The sequence below is a fragment of the Pseudomonas marginalis genome (assembly GCF_900105325.1).
Lineage (GTDB): Bacteria > Pseudomonadota > Gammaproteobacteria > Pseudomonadales > Pseudomonadaceae > Aquipseudomonas > Aquipseudomonas marginalis.
In genome coordinates, this window is record NZ_FNSU01000003.1 from 3,941,814 (window position 1) to 3,968,185 (window position 26,372).

Sequence of the window (26,372 nt, forward strand, 5' to 3'; positions counted from 1 at the left end):
AGCCCTAACTAAAACAGGATTACTCATGTCCTTTGCTTCCCTCGGTCTCTCCGAGGCTTTAGTCCGCGCCATCGAGGCAGCGGGCTATACCGAGCCTACTCCGGTGCAACAGCGGGCTATTCCCGCCGTGTTGCAAGGTCGCGACCTGATGGTTGCGGCTCAGACAGGTACGGGTAAAACCGGCGGCTTCGCCCTCCCGATTCTGGAGCGGTTGTTCCCCAACGGTCATCCGGACAAATCCCAGCGTCACGGCCCGCGCCAACCGCGCGTACTGGTCCTGACCCCTACCCGCGAACTCGCCGCCCAGGTGCACGACAGCTTCAAGCTGTATGCCCGCGACCTGAAGTTCGTCAGCGCCTGCATCTTCGGCGGCGTCGGCATGAACCCACAGGTTCAGGCCATGTCCCGTGGTGTTGACGTGCTGGTGGCGTGCCCCGGTCGTTTGCTCGACCTGTGCGGCCAAGGCAGCGTTGATTTGTCCCACGTGGAAATCCTCGTGCTGGACGAAGCCGACCGCATGCTCGACATGGGCTTTGTCCATGACGTGAAGAAGGTCCTCGCCCGCCTGCCGGCCAAACGTCAGAACCTGCTGTTCTCGGCAACGTTCTCCAACGACATCACCGCCCTGGCCGGCAAGCTGCTGCACAACCCGGAACGCATCGAAGTCACGCCGCCGAACACCACGGTCGAGCGTATCGAGCAACGCGTATTCCGCCTGGCCGCCAGCCACAAGCGTTCATTGCTGGCGCACCTGATCACCGCCGGCGCCTGGGAACAGGTGCTGGTGTTCACCCGCACCAAACACGGCGCCAACCGCCTGGCCGAGTACCTGGACAAGCACGGCCTCACCGCCGTCGCCATCCACGGCAACAAGAGCCAGAACGCCCGCACCAAGGCCCTGGCCGACTTCAAGGCCGGTGAAGTGCGCATCCTGGTCGCCACCGATATCGCCGCCCGCGGCCTGGACATCGACCAGTTGCCACACGTGGTCAACTTCGAGCTGCCAAACGTCGACGAGGACTACGTGCACCGTATCGGCCGTACCGGCCGTGCCGGGCGTTCGGGTGAAGCCATTTCCCTGGTTGCCCCGGACGAAGAGAAACTGCTGAAAAGCATCGAACGCATGACCAAGCAGAAAATCGCCGATGGCGACCTGATGGGCTTCGATGCCAGCGCCGTTGAGGCCGAAAAGCCTGAAGTGCGCGAACGTCCGGACGTGCGTAACCCACGCAACCCACGCGGTCCGAAGGGCGATGGCCCGAACGGCGGCGGTGGTGGCGGTGGTCGTCGCGACAAGGGCAAGGACAAGGGCGGCAAGGAAAAAGCGCCAACCAACGGCCGTGGCGAACGCCCGGCCCGTGAGCAGAAGCCCCGTGAAGGCACCCCGGCCCGCGAACAGCGCCAGCCGAGCCAGCCCCCACGTGCCGCAGCCGACCGCGCCCCGGACGAATTCCTCGACGACGACGTGGATAACTTCGGTAACCGCGTTGACTACGTGCCCCAGGCCAAACCGGCCCAAGGCCGTGGCCGTCGTCCAGGTGCTCCGGCGCCGGGCGCAGCTGCCGGCACTGGTGCTCCACGTGGTGGCCAGCCTCAGGGCGGTCGTCAGAACGGCCCGCGCAACAGCAGCGGCGGCACGACCGGCACCCCGCCGGCCAAGCGCAGCGGCCCGCGTAACGGTGCACCGCGTGACGGCCAGGCGCGTCGCGAAGATTCGCGCAACAACAACCGCCGCCCGGCCCGTGACGACCAGCCACGTTTGTCCGAGCCCGCCGTGCAGAACCCGCGCGGTGGCCCGGCGCCGAAGATCATCCACAAGGAGTCGAAAGCCGACCGCTTCCCGACACCCGAGCAGTTGGATCAACTGCCAGGCCGTCCTCGTGGTGAAAAACCGGCATTGCTGACCCGCAACCGCTGAGTTTCAAAGCGCCTTGAAAAATGCCCCGCATCGAAAGATGCGGGGCGTTTTTTATCTCCTCCCCACACGTTCCCTGATATGAGCGAGCTTGCTGTGGTGAGCGAGCTTGCTCGCGCTGGGCTGCGCAGCAGCCCCAACACCTGTCACCGTGTTCTGCCAGAAGAATCATGGTGTATCTGATTAGGGCCGCTTCGCGCCCCAGCGCGAGCAAGCTCGCTCACTACAGGAAATAAACGCAGGCACAAAAAAACCGGATGCTGAGATCCGGTTTTTTGTGTGCGGACAGAAATTACTTCTGCTTGACGCCTTCCAGCGAGATGTCCAGGTCGACAGTCTGGGAAGTCGGGCCTGGGCCCTTGATGCCGAAGTCGTTCAGGTTCAGCGTGGTCTTGGCGTTGAAGCCGGCACGTTCGCCGCCCCATGGATCCTTGCCTTCACCGTTGAACGTGGCCTTGAAGGTCACAGGCTTGGTCACGCCGTGGAAGGTCAGGTCGCCGGTCACATCAGCGGTTTTCTCGCCGGTGGATTTAACCGCAGTGGAGACAAACTTGGCATCGGCGAACTTGCCGACATCCAGGAAGTCCTTGCTGGCGATGTGCTTGTCACGTTCGGCGTGGTTGGACCACAGGCTGGCGGTTTTCACGTCGACCGCGATTTTGCTGGCTTCAGGCTTGGCGGCATCCCAGCTGAACGTACCATCCCAGTCCTTGAAGGTACCGTGGATGTAGCTGTAGCCCAGGTGGCTGATTTTCCAGTCGATGAAGGCGTGCTGGCCTTCCTTGTCGATCTTGTAGTCGGCAGCCATCACCTGACCTGCAGACAGCAGCGCTGTACCGATTGCCAGAGCCGCGAGGGTCTTTTTCAACATGCTTTCTATTCCTTGTGAGTCGAGGTTGAACATCAGGCTTTGCGCCCCAGCATTCGCGAGAGGGTCGCATCACGATCGATAAAGTGGTGTTTCAACGCAGCCACGCCGTGCAAGCCGGCGAAGACTACCAACACCCAGGCGAGGTACAGGTGCACCACGCCAGCGGTGTCTGCCTGGTCCGGTAGACCGGAAACCACGGCAGGAATTTCAAACAGGCCAAACACCGGGATACCGACACCGTCTGCGGTGGAAATCAGGTAACCGGCGATCATCACGGCAAACAGCCCGAGATAAAGGAACGCGTGGCCGAACGCGGCACCGATACGGGTCAAGCGACTGTAACTGGCCAGCGGCGGAGGCGGTGGGCTGATCAGGCGCCAGACAATACGCACCAGCATGATGGCGAACAGCGTGATGCCGATGCTCTTGTGCAGGTCCGGTGCTTCCTTGCGCCAGGCGCTGTAGTAGTCCAGGCCCACCATCCACAAGCCCAGGGCGAACAGGCCGAACACCACCAGGGCCACGCCCCAGTGCAAAACCATACTGACCCAGCCATAACGGGCCGGTGAGTTACGTAGCTGCATGTACTTAATCCCGTAAGAGCTGCGCCCAAGACTAGCGATTTACCTATCGAATTAAAGCGGAAAATTTTGCTTTGAAATATCGAGAAATACGATCAAGAGCGTATGCACAATAAGTTAACCAAGGATTAAGGACTATTCCTAAGAAACGTGACAGTCCGTCCTACGTTTACTCCGAATTCCCCACAATGGCTTGTGACCGGGGCCACCATTGCATAGGCTTGCGCGATTGTTTCACCTGCGCCGCTCGCAGGACCGCTTCGAGGAGATCACCGATGGGCTTGAACAACCAGTGGATGCAACGCGACCTCGCGGTGCTGTGGCATCCCTGCACCCAGATGAAAGACCACCAGCAACTGCCGCTGATCCCGATCAAACGCGGTGAAGGCGTCTGGCTGGAAGACTTCGAAGGCAAGCGCTACCTCGACGCCGTCAGCTCCTGGTGGGTCAACGTGTTCGGCCACGCCAACCCGCGCATCAACCAGCGCATCAAGGACCAGGTCGACCAGTTGGAACACGTGATCCTCGCCGGTTTCAGCCACCAGCCGGTGATCGAGCTGTCCGAGCGCCTGGTCAAGATGACCCCCGAGGGCCTGACCCGCTGCTTCTATGCCGATAACGGTTCGTCGTGCATCGAAGTCGCGCTGAAGATGAGCTTCCACTATTGGCTCAACCGTGGCCTGCCGGACAAAAAACGCTTCGTCACCCTCACCAACAGCTACCACGGCGAAACCATCGCCGCGATGTCGGTGGGCGACGTGCCGCTGTTTACCGAGACCTACAAGGCGCTGCTGCTGGACACTATCAAGGTGCCGAGCCCGGATTGTTACCTGCGCCCCGAGGGCATGAGCTGGGAAGAACACTCGCGCACGATGTTCCTGGCCATGGAACAGACCCTGGCCGAGCACCACGACAGCGTCGCCGCCGTGATCGTCGAACCGCTGATCCAGGGCGCCGGCGGCATGCGCATGTACCACCCGGTGTACCTCAAGCTGCTGCGCGAGGCCTGCGACCGCTATGGCGTGCACCTGATCCACGATGAAATCGCCGTGGGCTTCGGCCGCACCGGGACCCTGTTCGCCTGTGAACAGGCCGGCATCCGCCCGGACTTCCTGTGCTTGTCCAAGGCCCTGACCGGCGGCTACCTGCCGTTGGCCGCCGTGGTCACCACCGATGACGTCTATGACGCGTTCTACGACGACTACCCGACCCTGCGCGCCTTCCTGCACTCCCACAGCTACACCGGCAACCCACTGGCGTGCGCAGCGGCCCTGGCAACCCTGGATATTTTCGAAGAAGACAACGTCATCGAAAACAACAAGGCCCTGGCGCGGCGCATGGCCACGGCAACGGCGCACCTGGTCGACCATCCGCATGTCTCGGAAGTACGCCAGACCGGCATGGTGCTGGCCATCGAGATGGTCCAGGACAAGGCCACCAAGACCGCTTACCCGTGGCAGGAGCGCCGTGGTCTCAAGGTGTTCGAACACGCCCTGGAACGCGGCGCGTTGTTGCGGCCGTTGGGCAGCGTGGTGTATTTCCTGCCGCCCTATGTGATTACACCGGAGCAGATCGACTTCCTCGCCGAAGTCGCCAGCGAAGGCATCGACATCGCCACCAACAGCAAAGTCAGCGTGGCGGTGCCGAAGGATTTCCACCCTGGTTTCCGCGATCCGGGTTGATTGCCGGCACACCTACACCTTTTTCCAGAGAACCAAAATGAGACTGTCCCGCTTTTTCACCGACACCCCGCTGAGCCTCGGCGATCACGAACTGCCCGAAGCCCAGGCGCACTACATCAGCCGCGTGCTGCGCATGGGCGAAGGTGACGCCGTGCAATTGTTCGACGGCTCCGGCCAGGAGTTCCTGGGCAGCCTGCTGGAAGTCGGGAAAAAACGCGTCACTGTGCAACTGACCGAAAGCTTCGCCGGCCAGGCCGAATCGCCGCTGCACATCCACCTCGGCCAGGGCCTGTCCCGGGGCGAACGCATGGACTGGGCGATCCAGAAAGCCACCGAGCTGGGCGTCAACGCCATCACGCCGATCTTCAGCGACCGCTGCGAAGTGCGCCTGAAGGACGAACGCGCCGACAAACGCCTGCTGCACTGGCGCCAGGTGGCGATCAGCGCGTGCGAGCAGTGCGGGCGTTCGACGGTACCGGTGATTCACCCGCCGTTGCTGCTGGCGGACTGGTTGAAGCAGGTCGAGGCGGACCTGAAACTGGTGCTGCACCCGGTGGCCGAGCCGCTGGTCAGCCATGCCAAACCTGCGAGCCTGGCGTTCCTGATCGGGCCCGAGGGTGGATTGACGGATGGGGAAGTCGAAGTGGCCCAAGGCGCCGGCTTCCACGCCGCCCGCCTCGGCCCGCGTGTGTTGCGCACCGAGACTGCGCCGGTGGTGGCATTGGCGGTCGCCCAGCAGCTGTGGGGCGACTTCTAACCCACTTTGCAAACCCTCCCACATTTGGATGGGGTTACCCCTTCTTACTCCACCGGATCGCTGATCGGCTTGGCAATGATCGCCTTCAACTCACTGGTCATCGGGAATTCCAGGTTCAAGCCCTTGGGCGGAATCGGCTGTTCAAACCAGCGCTGGTAAATCCCGTTGATCTCCCCCGAACGGTACAGGTCGCCGAGGGTCTCGTTGACCACCGCGAGAAACTGCGGATCATCCTTGCGCACCATGCAGCTGTAGATCTCCCGCGACTGCTCCTCGCCCACCACCACCCAGTTGTGTGGGTCCTTGGCCTTGGCACGTTCGCCGTAGAGCAATGCATCGTCCATATAGAACGCGGCCGCTCGGCCCGTCTCGAGCATCTTGAACGCCTCGCCGTGGTCCTTGGCGCTGATCACGAACATATTGCTCTTGTGCTCGGCGTTGTAGCTCTTTAGAAAACGCTCGTTGGTGGTGCCGGCGGTAGTCACCACGTTCTTGCCCCCCAGGTCGGCGAAGCCCTTGATACCGCTGTCCTTAGCCGTCAACAACTGGCCTTTCACGTAAATAAACCCGTAGGAAAATGCCACCTGCTTCTGCCGCTCGGCCGTGACGCCAGTGGAGCCGCATTCCAGGTCGACGGTGCCGTTCTGCACCAGCGGAATCCGCGTTTGAGAGGTCACCAGGTTGTACTTCACCTTAAGGTCGGCCACCCCGGTTTTCTGCTGGATACGCTCGACGATCTTACTGGCCAGGTCCACCGAATAGCCCATCGGCTTGCCGCTGTGATCCCCCACGTAGGAAAACGGCACCGACGCATCGCGATAACCCAGGGTGATGGACTTGGTACTGGCGATCTTGCCCAGCGTACCGTCCAGCGGCGCCTGGTTGGCATGGGCGTGTACTCCCAGCAAAAGGCCCAGGGTGCAGCCGGTCAACAGGATTTTTTTCATTGTTATTCTCCGTTGGTCTTTGACGTTATTTTCGTACCGCAATCACGCTGATTTCCACCAGCACGCTCGGCCGCGCCAGTTCCGCCTGCAGGGTAGTGCGCGTCGGCGCCATCCCGGGCGATAGCCAGGCGGCCCACACCTCATTCATCGGCGCGAAACCGCTGCCGATGTCTTTCAAGTAAATGGTCGCATTGAGCAAATGATCCTTGTCACTGCCGGCCTGGGCCAGCAGCGCATCGATCCTGGCCAGCACTTCATGGGTTTGCGTCGCCACATCCAGGCCTTCGCCGGGCACCTGGCCCGAAAGGAATACCAGATCCTTGAACGTGACGGCGCCGGACAGTCGGTCGTTGCTGCTGATTCGGTTGATGGTCATGGGTCAATCCTCACGCGGCGCGGGGCGCCAGGCCCTGCATATCTATGGAAGGTAGGTGGTGGCCGATCAGCTCGGCCAGCAATTGGCCGCTGCCGCACGCCAGGGTAAAGCCGAGGGCGCCGTGGCCCAGGTTCAGCCACAGGTTGCGATACACGCTGGGGCCAATCAGCGGCACACCGGTCGGGGTGGCGGGACGCATACCGGCCCATTCCACAGCATTGGCATAGTCGCCAGCGGTAGGAAATGTCTCGACCGCCTGGCGTTTCATCAGCGCCAGGCGCTTGGGCTCAAGGCTGGCGTCAAAGCCGACGATATCCACCATGGCCGCCACCCGCAGCTGTTCGCCGATACGCGCGTAGACCATCTTGCGGTCGTAGTCGGTGATGCTCACATTCGGCGCCTGGTGCTGTGCGCCAATCGGTACGCTGAGGCTATAGCCCTTGAGTGGATACAGTGGCAGTGACACGCCGGGCAATGCCAACTCGGCGGCGCGATGACCGGCCGCCAGCACCAGGTGTTCCACCGGCATCACTTCGCCGCCCAGCTCGATGGCCTGTACCGCGCCGTCGGCATGGCGAATCCTGGTGACCTTGCGCCCCAGCAGAAAGGTGCAGCGCCCCGACGCTTCAAGGCGTGCCGCCAGCTGTTGGCAGAAGGCATGACAGTCCGCCACTTCTTCATTGGGCGTATAGATACCACCGACAAACTCACCCGCCACCTGCGCCAGCGCCGGTTCCAGGCGCGCACAATCCAGCGCCGACAGCACCTGTTGTTGCAGGATGTCGGTGACCTTGCTGCGCGCACGCTCAAAGGTATCGGCATTGCGAAAGGTCACCAGCTTGCCGTTACGCCGCCAATTGAACGTGTCCAGGCGATCGTCGACGCGCCATTGCTGCAAGGTGTTTTGGCTCAGGCTCGCCAGGCGCAGCAAGTGGGCGGCGTTGCGCTTGTTCACCGAGCCACGGCAAGCGCCGATGAACGCAGCCATCCAGCGCCATTGTCGGGGGTCCAGGCGTGGGCGCAGCTTCAGTGGCGAGTCACCGCGCAGCAACCAGCCAATCGCCTGTAGCGGCACTCCCGCATCCGCCAGCGGTGCGACGTAGCGGTAGGACAATTGCCCGCCATTGGCGAAGCTGGTTTCGCTGCCCACGGTGTCACGCGCGTCGATCACCGTCACTTCATGACCTGCACGTACCAACGCGTAGGCACTCGCCAGGCCGATAACGCCACCGCCAATGATGCAAACCTGCCTGGCCATTCAACACCCCCAGCCCTTGATCCAAGAAAGCCCCAGGGTAGGTGCAGGTGACAGGCCGCCGACAATGAATAAAGATGGGGCACCTATAAACAAAGGTTATGGACCTGCCATGCGCTTGCGTCATATCGAAATCTTCCAGGCCATCCGCCAGACCGGCTCCATCAGCGCCGCCGCGCAGTTGCTGCATGTCTCCCAACCGGCGGTGACCAAGGTGTTGCAACATGCCGAGTTACAATTGGGTTTCCCGCTGTTTTTGCGGGTACGCGGCAAATTGCAGCCCACGCCCGAAGCCCTGGCGCTGGAAAGCGAAGTCGAAAAAGTCACCGCGAGCCTGCAAGGCGTGCGGCGCCTGGCCAAGAGCCTGCGCCGCGCCCCGGGGCAAAGTGTGCGGATTGGTGCAATCCCGGCATTGGCGCTGTCGCTGCTGCCCCCGGCGATTCAGGAATGGAAGCGCGACTACCCGGACATCGCCTGCGAGCTGTCCAGCGACCATAGCCGCGAGCTGGTGCAAAAACTGTTGATGCGCGAAATCGACCTGGCACTGACCCTCAGCTTCTCCGGCCATCCCGGGTTGACCACACAAGTGCTGGCCAACGGTGTGTTGGTGGCCCTGGCGTCGAAAAACTACTGGCCGGACGCTGAGCTGCATCAGGCCCTGCCCCTGGCAGACCTCGCGGGGGCACCGTTGATTGGCCTGTCCAGCGCCGACCCACTGGCGGCAAAGCTCGACAACTACCTGGAGAGCGTCGACCCGCCGCCTCGGGTGACGATCTCGGTGCAAACCTATTCCCTGGCGCGGGCAATGGTGGAGTCCGGCGCAGGCTTGACGGTCATCGACCCCTTTACCGCCCTCGGCGCATCGACGGCGACCACCTGCATCCGCACACTTACACCGCCGCTGCCGATCACCCTCTACGCCTTGACCCGTGCCAATGAACCACCGCCGCATATGCTGGCCAACCTGCTACAGATCCTCGGCAACCGGGCTCAGGAGCTGCTGGAGCGCCTATAACACGTAGTGCATGATCGCCACGAAATGCAGCAGGCTGCCGCCGATCACAAACAAATGCCAGATCCCATGGGAATGCCGCAGGCGATCCTCCAGGGCAAAGAAGATGATGCCGACGGTGTACAGCACCCCGCCCGCCGCCAGCCAGATAAACCCGGCGGTGCCCAGCGCGGCGATCAGCGGCTTGACCGCCACCAGCACGATCCAGCCCATCACCGCGTAGATCACGATGGACAGGATGCGCGCCTCGGAACGCGGCTTGATCTCCTGCAGGATGCCGATCACCGCCAGCCCCCACACGATGCCGAACAGCGTCCAGCCCCACGGGCCTCTCAACGTCACCAGGCAAAACGGCGTGTAGCTGCCGGCGATCAGCAAGTAGATCGAAAAGTGATCGACCTTCTGCATGATCTCTTTTCGCCGCCCCTGCACGCTGTGGTACACGGTCGACGCGCTGTACAGCACCATCAGCGTAAAGCCATAAATCGCCACGCTGACGATTTTCCAGGGGCTGCCGTCCAGGCTCGCCACCACCAACATCCACACGGCGCCAATACACGCCGCGACCGCACCGAGCAAATGGCTCCAGGCGTTGAATCGTTCCCCGTGATACATCTGTCACTGACCTCCTGTAGCCGCTGGAACTGGCTGGCAAGCGTCCAGCCTTGCGCATAAGAGTGCAAGCGACTTGTGACGTTCCGAGGACGCCGCCGGGTTTTGCGGGCACAATCGGACGCATTCGAACAAGAGCCCACGGCCATGCTGATCGACGAAGAATTCACCCTCAAGAAACTGGAAATCTTCCTGGCATTCATGCGCACCGGCAACCTGGCCCGCGCCGCCGCCGAGCTGCAAACCAGCAATGTCAGCGTGCACCGCGCCATCCACTCGCTGGAAAATGCCTTGCGCTGCCCGCTGTTCAAACACGAGGGCCGCAACCTCACCCCGCTGGAAAGCGCCTACGTGCTGGAAGAACGCGCACAGAAACTCATCGCCGATGTGGTCGACAGCGTACGCCTGACCCGCGAAGCCGCCGGCTTCTCCGCCGAACGCTTCAAGCTAGGCTCGCTGTATTCGCTGACGGTCAAGACCGTGCCGCAATTGATCATGGGCCTGAAGATCAGGCGCAGCGAACTCAATATCGACCTGATCCTCGGCTCCAATTTCGACCTGCTGTACAAGCTCAAGAACATGGAAGTCGACGCAATCCTCATCTCCCTCGACGAACACGCCAACGACCCCGACTGCGAACAGATCGAGCTGTTCTGCGACGACATCTTCCTCGCCACCCCCGCCGACTCACCCTTCGACCGCGCCCAGGAAATCGACCTGGCCGACGTCCGCGACGCCACCTTCATCACCCTCACCCAAGGCTTCGCCACCCACCAGGATGGCAACCGGGTATTCAAGCAGGCGGGGTTCGAGCCGAAGGTGGCGATGCAGGTCAATGACATCTTCACACTGCTGAGCATGGTCAGTTCGGGGGTGGGTTATGCGTTGCTGCCAGGAAGGATCGCGGCGGTGTACGAGAACCGCGTGAAGCTGATACCGCTGCAACCCAGGTATCGGTTGCAGCAGCATATCGGGGTGGTGTTCCTGAAGGCCAAGGAGCGTGATCCGAATTTACTCGCGTTGTTGGCGGAGTGTCGGATGTATGCCAATCGGCAGGGAACAGCCTGACACTCCGCAACCCTCAAGGTCAGCCCACCAACCCACGCACAATGAAGTACAGCAACGAAGGCCCCAGCAAACACCCAAGCCCGGTATGGAACGTCGCCGTCAACGCGCCATACGGCACCAAGCGCCGATCCGTCGCCGCCAGCCCTGCCGTCACGCCGCTCACGGTGCCGGCCAAGCCACCGAACACCATCGCTGAACGCGGATTGTCCAAGCCCATCCAACGCGCCGCCACCGGGGTGCCGACCATCACCAGGATCGCCTTGATCAACCCGGTCGCAATCGACAGTGCCATCACATCCGAAGTCGCGCCAATCGCCGCACCGGTCACCGGGCCGACGATGTAGGTCACCGCACCCGCGCCGATGGTGGTCATGCTGATCGCGTCGCGATAGCCAAACACCCAGGCCATGCTGGCGCCGACGATAAACGGCAGGATCGTGCCCAGCAGCAGCGCAATCACACCGATCATCCCGGCCTTGCGCGCCTCGGTGGCCTGCACCTCGAACGCCGTGGCAACGATGGCGAAGTCGCGCAGCATCGCGCCGCCCATCAGGCCAATACCAGAGAACAGTGCCAGGTCGGCCAAGCCTTTTTGCCCGCCGGTAAGGGTGCCGCCGACCCAGGCCAGGACCAGGCCGATGACGATGGCAATCGCCGAGCCGTGGATGCGCCCGAACGTCAGGCGCTTGGACAGCACCACGGAAATCCACATCACCACGCCAACAAACGCAAACGCGGTGATCAGGCCGTTATGTTCCAGGCCTTTTTCGATGAGATCCCACATATCAGCGACCTCCCGCAGGCACGATCAGCGGCTCTTCGGCGGGCAGAGGCTCGCCCTTGTGAGTACGGCTGATCAACGCAATGGTGCAACCACAGACCACCACCGAACCAATCGCCGCCAGCACCGCGACCGGGCCGCCGTGCAGGGCGGTTACGACGTTCTGCTGCGCGGCCATCGCCACCACCACGGGGATATACATGGCGCCCCAAAAGCCCACGCCCATCTCGCACTCCTTGGTCATGCCGCCGCGTTTTTGCATCCACAGGCGAGCGCAGATCAGCAGGATCATGGCGATACCCACCCCGCCCACGTTGGATTTGACGCCCAGCAACACGCCGAGCATGTCGCCCATGATCACACCTGCAAGCGTGCAGATCGCCAGCAATGCCACACCGTAAATAATCATTGTTGTTGTCCTCGAAGTGCTCGATCGAAATTGTTGTTTTTGTGCTTCGACAGCCTTGGGTGGTGCTTTATCGGTGGCGGCGCTCCTCCTCTTCCAGCAGGGCCTGCAAGGTATCCAGGCGTGCGCCTTCGCAGGCGATCACGGTGCCTTGTTCGAACACGCGGCGTGACAGGCCGGTGAGCACGGCGCCCGGGGGCAGTTCGATTTGCAGGCGCACACCGCGCTCGTAGGCGCTTTGCACGGTGCCGCGCCAGTCAACGACGCGGCACATGTTGAAGGCCAGGTCGTCGCGCAGATGTTCGGGGTTGTGGATCGGCCGCGCGCGAGTGCTGCTCAGGTAGGTGATGCGCGGCGCCTTGAGCGGGACAAATGCCTGGGCCAGGACCTCGGCCGGCTGCTCCAGCAGCGCGCAATGGGACGGCACACTGACGGCCAGGCGTTTGGCGATGCCGTTGCCCTTGATGCGCGCGGCAACACGCTTCATGGCCTCGTCGCTGCCGGCGATCACGCTTTGGTTATCGGCGTTGATATTGGCCAGGTACACCGGGGTTTCAGGGCTGTGGATGTCGGCGAGGAGTGTTTCGACGGTGGATAACTCCACGCCGATGATCGCGGTCATGCCGTAGCCGTGTGGATAAGCGTTTTGCATCAGTTGGCCGCGCAGGCTCACAAGCTTTACCGCATCGGCAAAATCCAGGGCCCCGGCGATGACCGCAGCCGGGTAGGCGCCGATGGACAGGCCCGCCACGTAATCCGGGGTGCGCTCCAACAGGCGGGCGTGGGCGACGCCGGCGATCAACAGGCACAGTTGCACGGCGCGAGTACTGGCCAGGGCTTGCGCGGAATCGAGCACGCGCACGTCTTCGCCCAGGGCATCGCTGGCTTCTGCCAGCACAGGTTCGGGCAACGACTTCAGCATGCCTGGTCGCTGAGCGCCCTGCCCTGGAAACACCAGCAGGCTGCTCATGCCACGGCCTGCCAAGGGTCGAGCACAAGATGCGCGCCGCTGGTGGTTTTCAGCAGCACACGGCGTGAGCCGCTGGCCCATTCGCGCAAGGCGACGGCGCCAAACGGGGTTTGCAGTTGCAGGTCCACAGGGCACACCGTCGTGTCCAGGCTCGCCAGCAGGTCCTCGGCAGCGGCGCGTTCAAGGCGCTTGGGCGTACGCAGGATCAAATCCAGATCACTCTGGGCATGCAGTGCTTCGATGCCGGTGGCCAATTCAAAGCCTGCGCTACCGCTGACGCCCCATGCCTCGTGCACCAGCACCGAACGCAATTGAGCAAGCGCGTGCAGCGCGGGTAAATCCCGTGACGAAACCACGTCGCGCAGGGCTTCCGGTGCAACACGCCGCTGCACCGCCGCCAGCGGCATCTCGGCGGCGAACCGCTGCTCACGCAAACGCCCGCGCACGCCGACCGCCACATGCCCCGGCGCGGCAATGGCGCGGCGCACCACCACCGGATGGCCGGCGCCGAGCGCTTCGAGCACCCAGGCCGGTGCATCGGCGGGCGCATGCGCTGGGGTCATGCCCCAGAGCAAGTCGTGGGCGTTCACCATTGTTCCCGCAGCAGTTGGCGAACCTGGCTGGAGGCTGCCCGATTAGTCGCGCCGAGGCGTCCGCGCAGATCGGCGCTGCCGATGTCCTTGATCGCATTCACCAGGCAATCACTGACCCGCGCTACATCGTCCGCCGTGGGCTGTTCAATCTGGCTGACCGACAAGGTCTCCCACAGCAAGCCGAGGCTGGCATAGCTGTCGATGTCATAGGCCATGGGCGGCACACTGGCGGCCAGGGCTTCCAGCTCTTCGACGCTGCGCAGGGTCACCCGCGCGGCCGAGGCCTTGCCCATGGCGTGCACCATTACGCCGGGGTCGCGCAGGGCAATCAGGCGGTTGGCCTGGTAGCCATGGGCCAGGAACGCACCGGACATGGCCTTGCCCACCAGCAGCGCAATCACTGGGTGGCCGGCGAGGCGCGCGCGGGCATAGCTGTCGGCCGCAGCGGCCAGGGCCTGGTGGATGCCGAGGGCTTCTTCGCGACGGCCATAGGCTTGGCTGGGCACATCGACGATGGCGATGATGGGCCGCTTGTCGCCGCGGGCGATGGCCTCATCGACGGCCTTGGCCAGGCCCCAGCCTTCGAGCAGGCCGACTTCGCCATTGCGCGCCCGAGAGAAGCGGTTTTGCGCGTCGGTCACCACGGCGACAAAGCGCACCTGTTGCTCACCCAATACACCGTCGGCCACCCTCAGCGACGCCGGCAAATCGTCTACAACTGGAGCGCCGGCGCTCAATGCGTTGAACCACTGCAAGCCTCTCATGAGCGTTCTCCCTGATACAGCTCGCGCACCGTCGCCGGGTCGATTTGCGCTACGGCGTCCAACTCGGCCAAGCGTGTGAGGTAATAATCAGCCTGGCGACTGCGTTGTTGGGCGGGCACGCCTTGCTGCAACAACGCGCTGACCGTCTGCTGGATCTGCGCCGCATCGTCGGCCACGTAACGGTCGGCCAGGCCGCTGTTGAAACGCTGTTCGCCGCCCGTGAGGCTCCAGATAAAAGGACGGTCGCGGGAGTCGTACTCTTCCAACCCGGCTTCCTGTTCGATCACCTGCGGACCATTCAGGCCCAGGCGCGCTTCGCGGGTGACGACGAGGTAGCTGCACAGCCCGGCGGCGATGGACATGCCACCGAAACAGCCAACGCTGCCCGCCACCACGCCGATCACCGGCTGGTACTGGCGCAGGTCGACAATCGCCGCGTGTATGTCGGCAATCGCGGCCAGGCCGAGGTTGGCTTCCTGCAAGCGCACGCCGCCGGTTTCCAGCAGCAGCACGGCGCGGGTCGGGATGCCCTTGCGGTTGTCTTCGGCGGCCAGTTCCAGGGCGCCGGCGATTTTCGCGCCGCCCACTTCACCGAGGCTGCCGCCCTGGAAGTTACCTTCAATGGCCGCAATCACTACGGGCAAGTCGCCGATGCTGCCCTTGGCGATCACCACGCCGTCATCGGCCTGGGGCACCACCCCTTGGCGGCTGAGCCAGGGCGACATGACCCTCTGGAACGGGTCGATCAGTTCGCGAAAGGTGCCGGCATCCAACAAGGCCTTGGCCCGCTGCCGCGCACCCAGTTCCACGAAGCTGTGTTTAGCCAGCAAGTCAGTCATGGCCGATCTCCTCGAATCCCTGTTCCAGGCGCAAACGCACCACGCCTGGGGTGGCGCCGAAATCGTGGATATCAATGTTCAGGGCGGGTGGCGTCTGCTCTTGGAAAATGCGTTCGAACAGGTGCTGCCAGCGTTGTTCGGCGCCATTCACCGAGGTCTGTACCTGGATGGTCAACGTGCCGGCCGTGCCCGGCTCCAGCAGCACTTCCAGGTCGCCCGAGCCGACGCAACCCACCAGCGCACGGCCTGTTGGCGGCTGCCCGGCGGGGAATTCAAAGGATAAGGTTTCCATCACAACGCTCCGTCGAGGCGGTCGATAAACAGGCAGGCGGCCAACAGGTCGGCGGCGCCACCGGGGGAGGCATTCAGGGCCAGCAGTTGATGGTCCAGCTCATGCAGTTGGCGGCGCCCGGCGAGGCTTGCGCTGCCGCCGGCGTCGAGCACGGCCTGGGCACCGCGCTGCATGGCATGCAGGCCTTCCAGGCCGGCGCGATAGAGCACGCAGGTGTCGGCCAGGTCGGTCATGATCGCGAGCAAGGCGTCAAGACGCGCGTTCTGTTCACCGACGTTCTGGCGGCGGCTCTGGCGCAGTTGCGGCAGACCGCGTTGGGTCACGGCGGGGAAGCCCAGTTGCGCTTCTTCACGGGCACCACGTGCGCCGTAGCGTTGCGCGACCTGGGCGCCGTGGCTCATCGATTGGGGCGCGTAACGGTCGTTGAGCAGGGCCAGTCTGGCGGCGTTCAGCGTTATGGCTCGCGGTTCCAGGGCAGCCGCTGCGGTCAGCAGGCCAAGGGCCCAGATCGCACCGCGATGGGTGTTCACGCCGTGGGTGGTGACGAGCATCGCCTGTTCGCCTTCGCGCCCGATACGGCCGAGGGCTTCGCGCAGGGGCAAGCCGACTTCACCGAGTTCAAGCGCCGCCTCGGCCATTGCCTTGAACATCGGCCACAGCGACAGCGCCGAGGCGTGCATCAGCCCCAGGTGCAAATCACTGTGGGCGCCGTTGCCGCGACGGTCCACCAGGGCGGGCTTGGGCGACAGGTCGGCTTCATCGATCAGCGCATCGACGGCCATATCCGCCAGGCGATCCGCGAGGCTGAGTTCGTGCAGTTTAAGGGCGCGCATTTACCAGCTCCTGAATTTGGCGGGCGGGTTGTACAGGCCACCGGACCACTCCACCAGGTCGGCCACACTCTTGGCGGCCAACAGCTCGCGGGTGGCGTCGGTGCGGCGGATGCCCAAATCTTCGGGCAAGGCGATCAGGCCTTCGCGGCGCATGCGCGCGGTGTCCTTGGGGTTGTGGCGCATGCCGATGGCGGTGACCCCGGCGACGGCGGCGATCATCGCCTGGCGCTCTTCCAGGGACCGCGCCTTGTACAGGTAGGCGATGCCTTCTTCGGTGAGCAGGTGGGTGACGTCGTCACCGTAGATCATGATCGGCGCCAGGGGCATGCCGCTTTTGCGCGCCACTTCGACCGCATCCAGGGTGTTGACGAAGGTGGGCTTGCCGCCTTCCTGGAAGGTCTCGACCATCTGCACCACAAGCTTTTTGCCGCGCTCCAGCAGCGCTTCCGGCGCGTCGCCGTGGCGCATGTCCAGCCATGCCGGCGTACCGTGACGACGGCCACGCGGGTCGTGGCCCATGTTCGGCGCCCCGCCAAAGCCGGCGAGGCGGCCACGGGTCACGGTGCTGGAATGGCCGTCGCCGTCGACTTGCAGGGTAGCGCCGATAAACAGGTCCACCGCGTATTGGCCGGCCAGCTGGCAGAACATTCGGTTGGAGCGCATCGAACCGTCGCGGCCGGTGAAGAACACATCCGGGCGCGCGGCGATGTAGTTCTCCATGCCCAGTTCGGTGCCGAAGCAATGCACGCTTTCCACCCAGCCGCTTTCGATGGCGGGGATCAGCGTGGGGTGCGGGTTGAGGGTCCAGTTGCGGCAGATCTTGCCCTTCAAGCCCAGGGATTCACCGTAGGTGGGCAGGATCAATTCGATGGCGGCGGTGTTGAAGCCGATGCCGTGGTTGAGGGACTGCACATTGTGTTTTTCGTAGATGCCGCGGATCGCCATCATCGCCATCAACACATGCACCGGCTTGATATGGCGCGGGTCGCGGGTGAACAGCGGCTCGATGTAGAACGGCTTGTCGGCCACCACCACAAAATCCACCCAACTGGCGGGGATGTCGACGCGGGGCAAGTCGCTGACGTCATCCACCAACTGGTTGACCTGCACGATCACGATGCCATCGCTGAACGCGGCGGGCTCGATCAGCGCCGGGGTGTCTTCGGTGCTGGCGCCGGTGTAGATATTGCCGGCGCGGTCGGCCATGAAACCGGCGGACAGTACGACGTTGGGGATCAGGTCCACCACCAGCCGTGCATAGAGCTCGATGTAGGTGTGGATCGCGCCGATTTCCAGCAGGCCGTCTTCGAGCAGTTGGCTGATGCGCAGGGATTGGGTGCCGGCGAAGGAAAAGTCCAGCTTGCGCGCGATGCCCTTTTCAAACAGGTCCAGGTGCTCGGACCGCCCGACGCTGGGCATGATCATGTGCAAATCGTGGAGTTTGGCCGGGTCAGTCTGGGCCAGGGAGCGCGAGAGGAAGTCGGCCTGCTTCTGGTTGTTGCCTTCCAGCACCACGCGGTCGCCGGGGAGGATCAGCGCCTCAAGCGCCTCGACAATCCTGTCACTGGGCAACACGGCCCCGTCTGCGATTTTTTTGACCAGCCCCAGCCGCCGCTGCTTCTCGTCGCGCCGCCGCGTCCAGCGCGAGTCGGGGTTTATTGTTGTTGTCATGGTCGCTCCACGGGTTTGCTGTCGTGGGCTGTACCTTAGGAGTGATTCAGGGGGCCATCAATCAAGCTGGGCGGCGGATCGTTACGGTTGGAGTAATGGAGCATCAGCAAATGCTGACCCGAGCCAAAAGATGATCTAAATGTGGGAGGGGCGGTGCGACGATTCGACTTGCCCCCGATGGCGGTGGGTCAGCTAAGTGATGTATCAACTGACACTCAGCCATCGGGGGCAAGTCGAATCGTCGCACCGCCCCTCCCACATTTGTTCAGTGATGCCTGTTAGATAGCGGTCCCAAACAGGGGCTGATCAGTCCCTGTTTGGGACCTTTTCCAGCGAAGGGCTGACCTGCTCCAGCGCCCGATCCACCAGCAACTGCCCCAACTCGGTCATTTGCTGGATCCCGAGCATGATGGCGCGCTGGGAAGTGTCCAGGTCGAAGGCCAGGTTGCAGGTGAGTGCGTTGAGGGAGGACAGGGTTTCGCTGGCGTTGACCAGCAGGGTTTCGGTGTTTTGGTGGGGGGTTTACGGTGAAGAGGCTTGCGGGCGGATTGGGGGTAGGTTTAACCATGATTTACAACTCCGATATGTGATGGAGACTGCCCTTTTCCGCTTGCACGCGAATTAAGGTGGCAGCTGTGCGCAGGTGTGCAAGACCGGGCATATCGGACCCCGGCAGACCCCGAAGGATCTCCCACGCACAGCCGCCATAACAAATACAGCAGGCATAAAAAACGCCCGTTGAATGGCTATGGGCGTTGGTGCGCCGACATGTAACCGGACTTGCACGTCCGTGTCACCGTTTTTTGCGATGACGGGACGAAGACTAGGCGCGCTGACTGCACGCGACAAGTTCATGCATAACCCAAAATCTTGCAGGAAAAATCCGAAGCCCCAGCCGCAGCCGCCAGCCAGCGCAAGACCAAAGCCCTGCAATAGGGTGACGCGGAGCGTGGGAACGATCATCGACACTCAGAAGAGAATTATCTGACAGACTTTTCAGGTTGTTGCTCGGAACCGTTGTCCCTAGCCTTTTCGCTCCGAATAGCTACGGGCAGGCATCATGAACCCGATCGTTAATCCCGATGCAAGGCCATTGCAGAGCGTGATGTATCACATCACAATCGCGCCATGATCGTCAGCTGGAAACATAAAGGACTCAGGGCGTTCTATGAGACCGGTTCAACCAGAGGCATCAACGCAAATCATGCAAAGCGCTTGCGCCGCATGCTGCTCATTCTGGACAAGGCCGAGCACCCAGATGCACTGGATCTGCCCGGCTGGCGCTTCCACCGTTTGAAGGGCGACCTGATCGACTACTGGTCAGTCAGCATAAGTGGTAACTGGCGCATCATTTTTCGGATGTTCGACGATCAGGTCGAACTGGTTGATTATCTTGATTACCACTGAGTAGAGGTATCGATATGGGTATGCACAACCCACCTCACCCAGGTGAAATTCTGCTTGAGGACGTGGTCCCAGCCTTGGGCATCACCATCACCGAAATGGCTAAACGTCTTGGCTTTGCCCGCGAAACTTTTTCAAGGATCTTGCATGGCCACGCTCCCGTCAGCCCGGACCTTGCCGTCCGGTTGGAGCGAGCCGGCGTAAGTACTGCACAACTATGGCTATCGATGCAAAGTGCCTACGACTTGTGGCAGGCCGAGCATCGGGAGCAGCCGTTGATTGAGCGGTTTGCGCGGATTGATTGAGCTTGAGCAAGTCTCCCTGCGTAGCAGCTGTCGAGCCCTGGCGAGGCTGCGTCAGCGGTGTGTCAGACGGGCCGCAAGCGCAGCCTCGCCGGGGCTCGACAGCTGCTACGCAATATCACATTCAGATGCCCCTCCCACAGGGGATCCTCACATGACTTAGATTCACGCCAACCCGGACTCCACCAGCAACGCCTCGAGCCCCATCAAATCCGGCACCTTAGCCACATGTTCCCCCACCTGCACCGCCGCCAGTTCCAGCGGGCACAGCGGCACGTCCACGTAGCTCAATTCGCTATCGAGCTTGTACGACCGTGGAATCCCCTGGATCACCAGCGCAATAAACTTCAACGTCGGTCGGCCGCCCAGTGCATTCAACACCACGATCCGCGAGCGTTCGCCGGTCACGCCGGCCTCGCCGCACGCCGCTTCAAAGCTGATCAACGGGATTTGCCGATCCCGCCACGTCACTTGCCGCAAATACCACGGCGGCGCATCGCTGGCCGGTTCGCCGCGTTGGAAGTCGATCAACTCGGCGATGGCGACGTTGGGCAGTATCAGGTGGCGGTCGGCCAGGGGCAGGAGCAGGCCGGTGAGTTGGCTGGTGCGGTGGTCAAGCACGGGATTTGCTCCAGTAGGCGATGCTTTCGAGCAGCACCGATTCCTGGTACGGCTTGCCCAGGTAGTCGTTGACGCCGATGGCCATGGCGCGGTCGCGGTGTTTCTGGCCGGTGCGGGAGGTGATCATGATGATCGGCAGGCGCATCAGCCGGGGGTCGTTGCGCACCTGGATGGCGACTTCGAAGCCGTCCATGCGCGGCATTTCGATGTCGAGCAGCATCAGGTCGGGGGTATGTTCCTCGAGCACGGCAAGGGCGTCGATGCCATCCTTGGCGGTGAGTACGTTCATGCCGTTGCGCTCCAACAGGCGGCTGGTGACTTTGCGCACGGTGACCGAGTCGTCCACCACCAGCACCAGCAGCGGGCGCTTTTTCAGCGGGTCGTTGAGGATCAACGGAGCATCCACCGCCTGGGCCGGCAAGGCCGGTTGCCGGGCGCGGATGTGCGCGAGCAGGTCGATGATCAACACCACGCGCCCATCCCCCAGGATGGTCGCGCCGGATAACCCCTGCACCCCGGAAAACTGCGGGCCCAGGCCCTTGACCACAATCTCCCGGGTGCCGGCCATGGCGTCCACATGCACCGCCACACGGCGCTCGTTGCACTGCACCAGCAACACCGGCACGGGTTGATACTGGCCCAGTAATTTCGGGCGACCGACGGTGTGCAGCAGGTCACCCAGGTAAAACAGCTCGTAGCGTTGGCCGGCATATTCATAACACGGCGGATCCTGCTGGTAGTGCCCCGCCAGCTCATGGGGCAGCACCCGCACCAGCCCTTCGATGGTGTTGAGCGGGATCGCGTATTGATCGTCCGCGCAGTGCACCATCAACGCCCGATTGACCGACACGGTAAACGGCAGGCGGATGCGAAAGTGCACGCCCTCCCCCGGTGTCGAGTCAATGAACATCGAGCCGCCGAGCTGGCGCACTTCTTCGTGCACCACGTCCATGCCCACGCCGCGCCCGGAAATCTGCGTGATCTTTTCCGCCGTGGAGAACCCCGGCTGCAGGATGAACTGCAACACATCACGGTCGCTCATCTCTTGATGAGGGGCGAGCAAACCGCGCTTGATCGCCTTGCGCCGCACCGCTTCCAGGGGCACGCCGGCACCGTCGTCGCGCATGTCGAAAACGATATCGCCGCCTTCGTGGGTCAGGTCCAGGGTGATGCGGCCCTTCTCCGGCTTGCCGGCCAACAGCCGCGCATCGCGGGACTCCAGGCCATGGTCGACGGCGTTGCGCAGCATGTGTTCCAGCGGTGCCGCCATGCGCTCCAGCACATTGCGGTCCATCTCGCCCTCGGCATTGCCGACGATGAATTCCACGTCCTTGCCCAACTCGCCCGCCACCTGGCGCACGATGCGTTTGAGGCGCGGCAGCATGCGTTCGAAGGGCACCATGCGCGTGCGCATCAGGCCTTCCTGCAACTCGGTGTTGATGCGCGCCTGTTGCTGCAACAGGCCATGGGCGTCCTCGTTGCGGCGGTCGAGGGTGTCCTTGAGGTCGAGCAGGTCGGAGGCCGATTCCGACAGCGCCCGGGACAGTTGCTGCAACTGCGAATGACGGTCCATTTCCAGCGGGTCGAATTCTTCATAGCCCAGGCGCTCGGCCTCGGCCTGTTGACGACTGAGGATGCGCCCCTGGGTTTCGGTGTCGAGGCGGCGCAGTTGGTCGCGCATGCGTTCGATAGTGGTTTCCACCTCATGCAGGGCAATGCGCGCGTCGTTGACTTGCTGCTCGATACGGCCACGGAAGATCGAGGTCTCGCCGGCCAGGTTGACCAGGTCGTCCAGCAGGTCAGCGGAAATCTTCACCATGTCGGCGCCGGGATCAACCACCGCTTCGACCTTGCCTGCGGGCAGCGCCACGGGCGTCACGGGCTCATCGCTGGGGTGCACCAGGCTTTTGATACGTTCGATGAGCTTGTCCACCGAACCCACCGGCAGCCCATCCGCCACGGCGTCGATCATCTGCGCCAGGCGGTCGTGGCAGCCCTGCAGCAACGCGAACAGTTCGGCGGACGGCGCGAGCAAACCGGCGGACAGCCCTTCGTAGAGAAATTCCAGCTCATGGGCCAGGTCACCGATCGGCCCGATCTCGACCATGCGCGCGCCGCCCTTGAGGGTGTGCAGGTCGCGCAGCAGGGTTTCGACTTCCTGGCGATTGTTCGGCTCGGCCTGCCAGCGCAGCAAGGCGCTGCCGGAGCTGTCGAGAATGTCGGCGGCTTCTTCGAGGAAGATGTCCAGCAACTCGGGGTCGGTGCCCGGCGTTTCCGCAGGTGGAGCGGCCTGTGCAGCCGGCATGCCGCCCTGGCGTAGCGCGCGCAACCTGGCGACCAGTTCGGCGCTGTCGCTCAAGGGTTGATGGTGCTGCAGTTCCTCCAGTTGCAAGGCCAGTCGCTCATGGCTGGCCATCAGCACCTGCGACAGCTCGCTGGAGTAGCTGTAGCGCCGATCCACCAGGCCTTCGTACACGCACTCCAATTCATGGGCAAGGTCGGCCACCGGTCCGATGTCGGCCATGCGCGCGCCGCCCTTGAGGGTGTGCAGGTCGCGCTGCAGGGACGACAACGGCGCGGCACTGTCCGGCTCCAGCAGCCAGCGCTTGAGCGACTGCCCCGCACTGTCGAGGATATCCACGGCTTCTTCGAGGAAGATCTCCACGAGTTCATCGTCGATCCACGTTTCATCCTGCAGTTGCGCGGTGGCGGCGCCCAGTTCGGAGATGCTCAGGGTACGGCTGCCGTCGCTTTTGATCAGGCCGGTGGCAGAAGGGTCCAGCGCATCGTCCAGCAGTTCGCGCAGGGCGTGTACACGTGCCGGAGCCGGGATGATTTCCTGGCCGGCGGCCAATTGATCGAGCATGCTGATCAGCGCCTCATGGGCCTGTTCGGCCTCATGGAAAAACCGTTCGCTGACCGCCAGGCTGCTTTCTTCCACGGCGCCGTAGAGGTCGAGCAAGGCTTCGCAGAGTTCATCGATGGCGTGCAGGTCAGCAACATGCGCGCCCTCCCCCAACGTGGTCAATTCATCCAGCAGCGCGGTGAGTTCCTGGCGTTCGCCGGGGTGTTGCTGCCAGCGGCGCAGCAGGTTTTCGGCGTCGAGCAGAATGTCCATGCCCTGGGCCAGGAAGTTGGCAATCAGTTGCGGGTCGCGCTTGATCCGCAACCCCGTGTTGGGGGCGTCGAGCAGCGCGGCCAGTTGATGGTCGAGCAGGGCCTGGGTACGGCGGATCAAGTCATCCGCGCCCTTGATCGGCACCAGGGGATCGCGGTCCAGTTGACGCAACCCGCGCTGGAACAGGCCTTCGGCTTCCAGCAGCAACTCGACTTCGTCCAGGTCCAGCGGCAGGCGATGGGCCTTGTATTCGCGGGTCAGGTGATCCAGTGGGCGCACCAGCTCGGCGATGGGCAACACGCCAGCCATGTAGGCGCTGCCCTTGAGGGTGTGCAGGGCCCGTTGCAGTTCATCGCTGACTTGCAGCGGCACATGCTCGGCGGCCTGTTGCAGGAAGTGGTTGAGGCTGTCCAGATGGCTCTGGGCTTCGTTGCGGAAGATCTCCAGCAACATCGGATCGTGGGGTTCGGCGCCTGACCCTGCGCCGTTGGCCCAGGCGTGGGCGCGGGCGGCCAGGGCGTCGACCTCATCGCGCTGGTGTTGTTCGCCCGTCGCGAAGTCGGCGATCAATGCCGGCAGCAGGGCCACGGCGTCATCCAGCACCTGTTGGATCTCGGGGCCGAGGGCCACACTGCGCTCGAGCACACGGTTCAGCAGGTTTTCCACGGCCCAGGCCAGCTCCGCCAGCACCAGGGCGCGTACCATGCGGCCGCTGCCTTTCAGGGTGTGGAAAGCGCGGCGCATTTCGCCCTGGGCGGTTTTGTCCGCGCTGTTGGGCAGGTGACGGTGCAGCACCTCAAGGACTTCCTCGGTTTCTTCGAGGAAGACATCGCGCAGTTCATCGTCGATGGGCGCTTCATCGGCCGGCGGCGGCAGCAGGCTACCGGGGCGTTGCAAGGCCGGCGGATTGAGGCCCGAAGTGGGGTTGGCCAGTGCGTCGAACTGCGACTGGCTGGGCGCAACCTCGCTCGACAGCGCGCCATCGGGTGCTGCCAGCGCCTGGCGCCAGGGTTTTTCGGCAGGCAGGTAGCCCAGCGCAGCCAGGCTTTGGGTGGCCATTTCCAACACCCGTTCACCGGCGGCGTCCGGGTCTTGGAGCATGCGCTCGAGGTAATACTCCAGGCTGCTGATCACGTCAGCGAAATGCCCCAGTTGTACCTCCGACGGCGGGTTGTCGTTGACCATCAACTGTTCGTCGACATAATCGGTGCAACCGCGCATCAGGCTTGCCGCGCGGGGCAAGGGGATCATCGCCAGCGCGCCGCGCACCTGGCTCAGCAGTTCCGGCAGGGATTCCAGGCGCTGGCGGTCCCAATCGGCTTCGATACAGTCGATCACCAGCTCCTTGGCTTGCTGCAGGCACTGGCAGGATTCGCGGATGACCAACTGGTGGATCTGGGTCAGGTCGGTGGTGGGCAGGCGGCTCTCTTCATGGCCTTCCGGCTCGACGGTGCCGACCATTCCCGCCAGCGTGGCTTCCACATAGAGCAGCGCGCCGGCGACGTCCATCAACACCGCATCGTTGGGCTCGCGATGCCCCTGGGCCAGGCTCAATACCACGGCCAGCTGGTCGATGATGACTTTGCGCGGCTGGCCAAACCCCAGCACCGCGAGGGTATCGGCAATCTGTCGCAGGGGCGCCAGCAGCGCGTCGAGGTCGCTCGTGTGCTGGCGGTCGCTGCGCACGAACAGGTCGAGGCGCTCTTTGACCCGGACCAACTCTTCACACAACGCACCGAGCACCGAGCCCATGGCGTTGCGATCCGGCCCGGCAAGGCGCGCGCGTTCGGCGTCCACCACCGTGCTGTCGGGCAAGGCCTCATCCAGGCTGTAGCGCTCTTTCAGACTCTGCATGCGCGGGGTCGGTCGGGTGACTTTGGCGACGTAAAACAACAGGCTCTTGAGCAGTTCATCCGGTGCGGGTTGGTTGATCCCGCCGATGCCCTGTGCCAGCAGGCGCTTGAGCTGCTTGTCGCTGGCCTTGAGCAGGCTGCGCAGCGCCGGGCTGTTGGCGACTACGCCGGTGAGCATGCCCTCGACCAGCGCCGACGCCACTTGCCACAGCGGCAACAGCGGCGCGCCCTGGCACAGCGCCTCAAGGCGCGCGAACACCCGCGCCATATCTTCCAGGTTGCTCGGCCCGTGGTCTTCACGCAGCAGCCCGGCGAGGGCTTGCTGCAACAGTTGATGCCACTGGCGCAGTTGCGCCTGGAGGTCGGCCGGCGCGCGTTGAGCCAGGGCGTCATCGGCAAGCGGCGCAATCGACAGCAGTTGCGGGCTGAACAAGCTGGTTTCCGACAGCAGGCTTTCGCCGTGGGCACTGCGCAGGTCGTTGAGCAGCGGCAGCACCACCAGCGGTAAATCACGGCGAGCGCTGTGCACCCGGTCAAGGTACAACGGCAGTTGGCCCAGGGCCTGTTGCAGCAGGCGGATACTTTCCTCGCGCTGGCCGACATGCCCGGCCTGGAGCGCCAGGGCCAGTTCTTCGATCTCTTCGGCCAGCAGCGCCGCGCCGTAGAACTCGACCATTTGCAGCGCACCATGTACCTGGTGGATAGCGTCCAGGCACTGGCTGATCACGCCATCGTCGTGGGTCTCGACAAATGCATCCAGCGCCGAACGGGCCTGTTTCAGGGTTTCGGCAATGTCGCCCTTGACCCATTCGAGGGCCACGTAGTCGTGCCGATCAACCATAACTGCTC

Annotated in this window: 24 protein-coding genes and 1 pseudogene; 7 read left to right on the forward strand and 18 right to left on the reverse strand. The window is 63.3% G+C overall.

Features of this window, described 5'->3' with window-relative positions; all coding sequences use genetic code 11:
• Window positions 1-25 precede the first annotated feature (25 nt).
• Window positions 26-1,918, forward strand: a complete 1,893-nt coding sequence (locus BLW22_RS27655; RefSeq protein WP_074847806.1) for an RNA helicase RhlE2 — start codon at window positions 26-28, stop codon at window positions 1,916-1,918.
• 289 nt (window positions 1,919-2,207) lie between these two features.
• Here the strand turns inward: BLW22_RS27655 and BLW22_RS27660 are convergent, their stop codons facing one another.
• Both BLW22_RS27660 and BLW22_RS27665 read right to left on the reverse strand, forming a co-directional pair.
• Complete coding sequence (locus BLW22_RS27660) at window positions 2,208-2,786, reverse strand: YceI family protein (RefSeq protein WP_027606057.1); 579 nt, start codon at window positions 2,784-2,786, stop codon at window positions 2,208-2,210.
• Between the two features lie 32 nt (window positions 2,787-2,818).
• Window positions 2,819-3,370, reverse strand: a complete 552-nt coding sequence (locus tag BLW22_RS27665; protein WP_065923822.1) for a cytochrome b — start codon at window positions 3,368-3,370, stop codon at window positions 2,819-2,821.
• Window positions 3,371-3,642: 272 nt separating this feature from the next.
• Between BLW22_RS27665 and BLW22_RS27670 the strand changes: the two genes are divergently transcribed.
• Both BLW22_RS27670 and BLW22_RS27675 read left to right on the forward strand, forming a co-directional pair.
• The gene (locus BLW22_RS27670; protein WP_074847808.1) at window positions 3,643-5,049 is read left to right on the forward strand and encodes an adenosylmethionine--8-amino-7-oxononanoate transaminase; all 1,407 of its coding nucleotides are present in this window, start codon (window positions 3,643-3,645) and stop codon (window positions 5,047-5,049) included.
• Window positions 5,050-5,086: 37 nt separating this feature from the next.
• Window positions 5,087-5,806, forward strand: coding sequence for a 16S rRNA (uracil(1498)-N(3))-methyltransferase (locus tag BLW22_RS27675; protein ID WP_065923824.1), 720 nt, complete (start codon window positions 5,087-5,089; stop codon window positions 5,804-5,806).
• A gap of 44 nt (window positions 5,807-5,850) precedes the next feature.
• On the opposite strand, the gene BLW22_RS27680 is transcribed toward BLW22_RS27675, so the two are convergent.
• From BLW22_RS27680 to BLW22_RS27690, 3 genes are read right to left on the reverse strand one after another with little or no spacing between them, the layout of a single operon-like run.
• Window positions 5,851-6,753 (reverse strand): transporter substrate-binding domain-containing protein, encoded by a 903-nt coding sequence (locus tag BLW22_RS27680; protein ID WP_065947837.1) that lies wholly within the window; start codon window positions 6,751-6,753, stop codon window positions 5,851-5,853.
• Window positions 6,754-6,778: 25 nt separating this feature from the next.
• Window positions 6,779-7,129 (reverse strand): RidA family protein, encoded by a 351-nt coding sequence (locus tag BLW22_RS27685; RefSeq protein WP_074847810.1) that lies wholly within the window; start codon window positions 7,127-7,129, stop codon window positions 6,779-6,781.
• Window positions 7,130-7,139: 10 nt separating this feature from the next.
• The gene (locus BLW22_RS27690; RefSeq protein ID WP_065947839.1) at window positions 7,140-8,387 is read right to left on the reverse strand and encodes a D-amino acid dehydrogenase; all 1,248 of its coding nucleotides are present in this window, start codon (window positions 8,385-8,387) and stop codon (window positions 7,140-7,142) included.
• A 109-nt stretch (window positions 8,388-8,496) separates the two neighbouring features.
• Here BLW22_RS27690 and BLW22_RS27695 point away from each other — a divergent pair, with 109 nt between their 5' ends.
• Window positions 8,497-9,399, forward strand: a complete 903-nt coding sequence (locus tag BLW22_RS27695) for a LysR family transcriptional regulator (RefSeq protein ID WP_074847812.1) — start codon at window positions 8,497-8,499, stop codon at window positions 9,397-9,399.
• Here BLW22_RS27695 and trhA read toward each other — a convergent pair.
• Entirely contained in the window at window positions 9,394-10,011 is a 618-nt protein-coding gene (gene trhA / locus BLW22_RS27700; RefSeq protein WP_027606065.1) for a PAQR family membrane homeostasis protein TrhA, read from the reverse strand. The two genes, BLW22_RS27695 and trhA, sit on opposite strands and share 6 nt — an antisense overlap.
• Window positions 10,012-10,155: 144 nt before the next feature.
• Here trhA and BLW22_RS27705 point away from each other — a divergent pair, with 144 nt between their 5' ends.
• Window positions 10,156-11,076 carry a LysR family transcriptional regulator gene (locus BLW22_RS27705; RefSeq protein ID WP_065923829.1) on the forward strand — a complete coding sequence of 307 codons (921 nt, stop codon included), beginning with the start codon at window positions 10,156-10,158 and terminating at the stop codon, window positions 11,074-11,076.
• A gap of 19 nt (window positions 11,077-11,095) precedes the next feature.
• On the opposite strand, the gene madM is transcribed toward BLW22_RS27705, so the two are convergent.
• From madM to BLW22_RS27755, 10 genes and pseudogenes are all read right to left on the reverse strand, one after another.
• Window positions 11,096-11,860, reverse strand: coding sequence for a malonate transporter subunit MadM (gene madM, locus BLW22_RS27710; RefSeq protein ID WP_027606067.1), 765 nt, complete (start codon window positions 11,858-11,860; stop codon window positions 11,096-11,098).
• A 1-nt stretch (window position 11,861) separates the two neighbouring features.
• Window positions 11,862-12,266 (reverse strand): malonate transporter subunit MadL, encoded by a 405-nt coding sequence (madL, locus tag BLW22_RS27715; RefSeq protein WP_027606068.1) that lies wholly within the window; start codon window positions 12,264-12,266, stop codon window positions 11,862-11,864.
• Window positions 12,267-12,333: 67 nt separating this feature from the next.
• Window positions 12,334-13,233 carry a malonate decarboxylase subunit epsilon gene (mdcH, locus tag BLW22_RS27720; RefSeq protein WP_065923831.1) on the reverse strand — a complete coding sequence of 300 codons (900 nt, stop codon included), beginning with the start codon at window positions 13,231-13,233 and terminating at the stop codon, window positions 12,334-12,336.
• Window positions 13,230-13,826, reverse strand: coding sequence for a malonate decarboxylase holo-ACP synthase (locus tag BLW22_RS27725; RefSeq protein WP_074847814.1), 597 nt, complete (start codon window positions 13,824-13,826; stop codon window positions 13,230-13,232). The genes mdcH and BLW22_RS27725 overlap by 4 nt, the downstream gene beginning before the upstream one ends.
• Window positions 13,820-14,590: a biotin-independent malonate decarboxylase subunit gamma gene (gene mdcE / locus BLW22_RS27730; protein WP_074847816.1), complete on the reverse strand. Its 771-nt coding sequence runs from the start codon at window positions 14,588-14,590 to the stop codon at window positions 13,820-13,822. Before mdcE ends, BLW22_RS27725 begins: the two co-directional genes overlap by 7 nt.
• Entirely contained in the window at window positions 14,587-15,429 is an 843-nt protein-coding gene (locus BLW22_RS27735) for a biotin-independent malonate decarboxylase subunit beta (RefSeq protein ID WP_065923834.1), read from the reverse strand. The genes mdcE and BLW22_RS27735 overlap by 4 nt, the downstream gene beginning before the upstream one ends.
• The gene (locus BLW22_RS27740; RefSeq protein WP_065923835.1) at window positions 15,422-15,721 is read right to left on the reverse strand and encodes a malonate decarboxylase subunit delta; all 300 of its coding nucleotides are present in this window, start codon (window positions 15,719-15,721) and stop codon (window positions 15,422-15,424) included. Before BLW22_RS27740 ends, BLW22_RS27735 begins: the two co-directional genes overlap by 8 nt.
• Window positions 15,721-16,554 carry a triphosphoribosyl-dephospho-CoA synthase gene (locus tag BLW22_RS27745; RefSeq protein WP_065923836.1) on the reverse strand — a complete coding sequence of 278 codons (834 nt, stop codon included), beginning with the start codon at window positions 16,552-16,554 and terminating at the stop codon, window positions 15,721-15,723. The genes BLW22_RS27740 and BLW22_RS27745 overlap by 1 nt, the downstream gene beginning before the upstream one ends.
• A complete protein-coding gene (gene mdcA / locus BLW22_RS27750) occupies window positions 16,555-18,225 on the reverse strand; it encodes a malonate decarboxylase subunit alpha (protein WP_065946510.1) in 1,671 nt (556 codons plus the stop codon). It lies immediately after the preceding gene.
• A gap of 306 nt (window positions 18,226-18,531) precedes the next feature.
• Window positions 18,532-18,793: pseudogene (locus BLW22_RS27755) on the reverse strand (DUF6124 family protein).
• Between the two features lie 560 nt (window positions 18,794-19,353).
• Between BLW22_RS27755 and BLW22_RS27760 the strand changes: the two are divergent.
• Both BLW22_RS27760 and BLW22_RS27765 read left to right on the forward strand, forming a co-directional pair.
• Window positions 19,354-19,632, forward strand: coding sequence for a type II toxin-antitoxin system RelE/ParE family toxin (locus tag BLW22_RS27760; RefSeq protein ID WP_065923839.1), 279 nt, complete (start codon window positions 19,354-19,356; stop codon window positions 19,630-19,632).
• Between the two features lie 14 nt (window positions 19,633-19,646).
• Window positions 19,647-19,934, forward strand: a complete 288-nt coding sequence (locus BLW22_RS27765; RefSeq protein WP_065923840.1) for a HigA family addiction module antitoxin — start codon at window positions 19,647-19,649, stop codon at window positions 19,932-19,934.
• A gap of 162 nt (window positions 19,935-20,096) precedes the next feature.
• Here the strand turns inward: BLW22_RS27765 and BLW22_RS27770 are convergent, their stop codons facing one another.
• Together BLW22_RS27770 and BLW22_RS27775 are read right to left on the reverse strand one after the other, a co-directional pair.
• The gene (locus BLW22_RS27770) at window positions 20,097-20,552 is read right to left on the reverse strand and encodes a chemotaxis protein CheW (protein WP_027606077.1); all 456 of its coding nucleotides are present in this window, start codon (window positions 20,550-20,552) and stop codon (window positions 20,097-20,099) included.
• Window positions 20,545-26,364, reverse strand: coding sequence for an Hpt domain-containing protein (locus BLW22_RS27775; protein WP_074847818.1), 5,820 nt, complete (start codon window positions 26,362-26,364; stop codon window positions 20,545-20,547). The genes BLW22_RS27770 and BLW22_RS27775 overlap by 8 nt, the downstream gene beginning before the upstream one ends.
• Window positions 26,365-26,372: the final 8 nt, after the last annotated feature.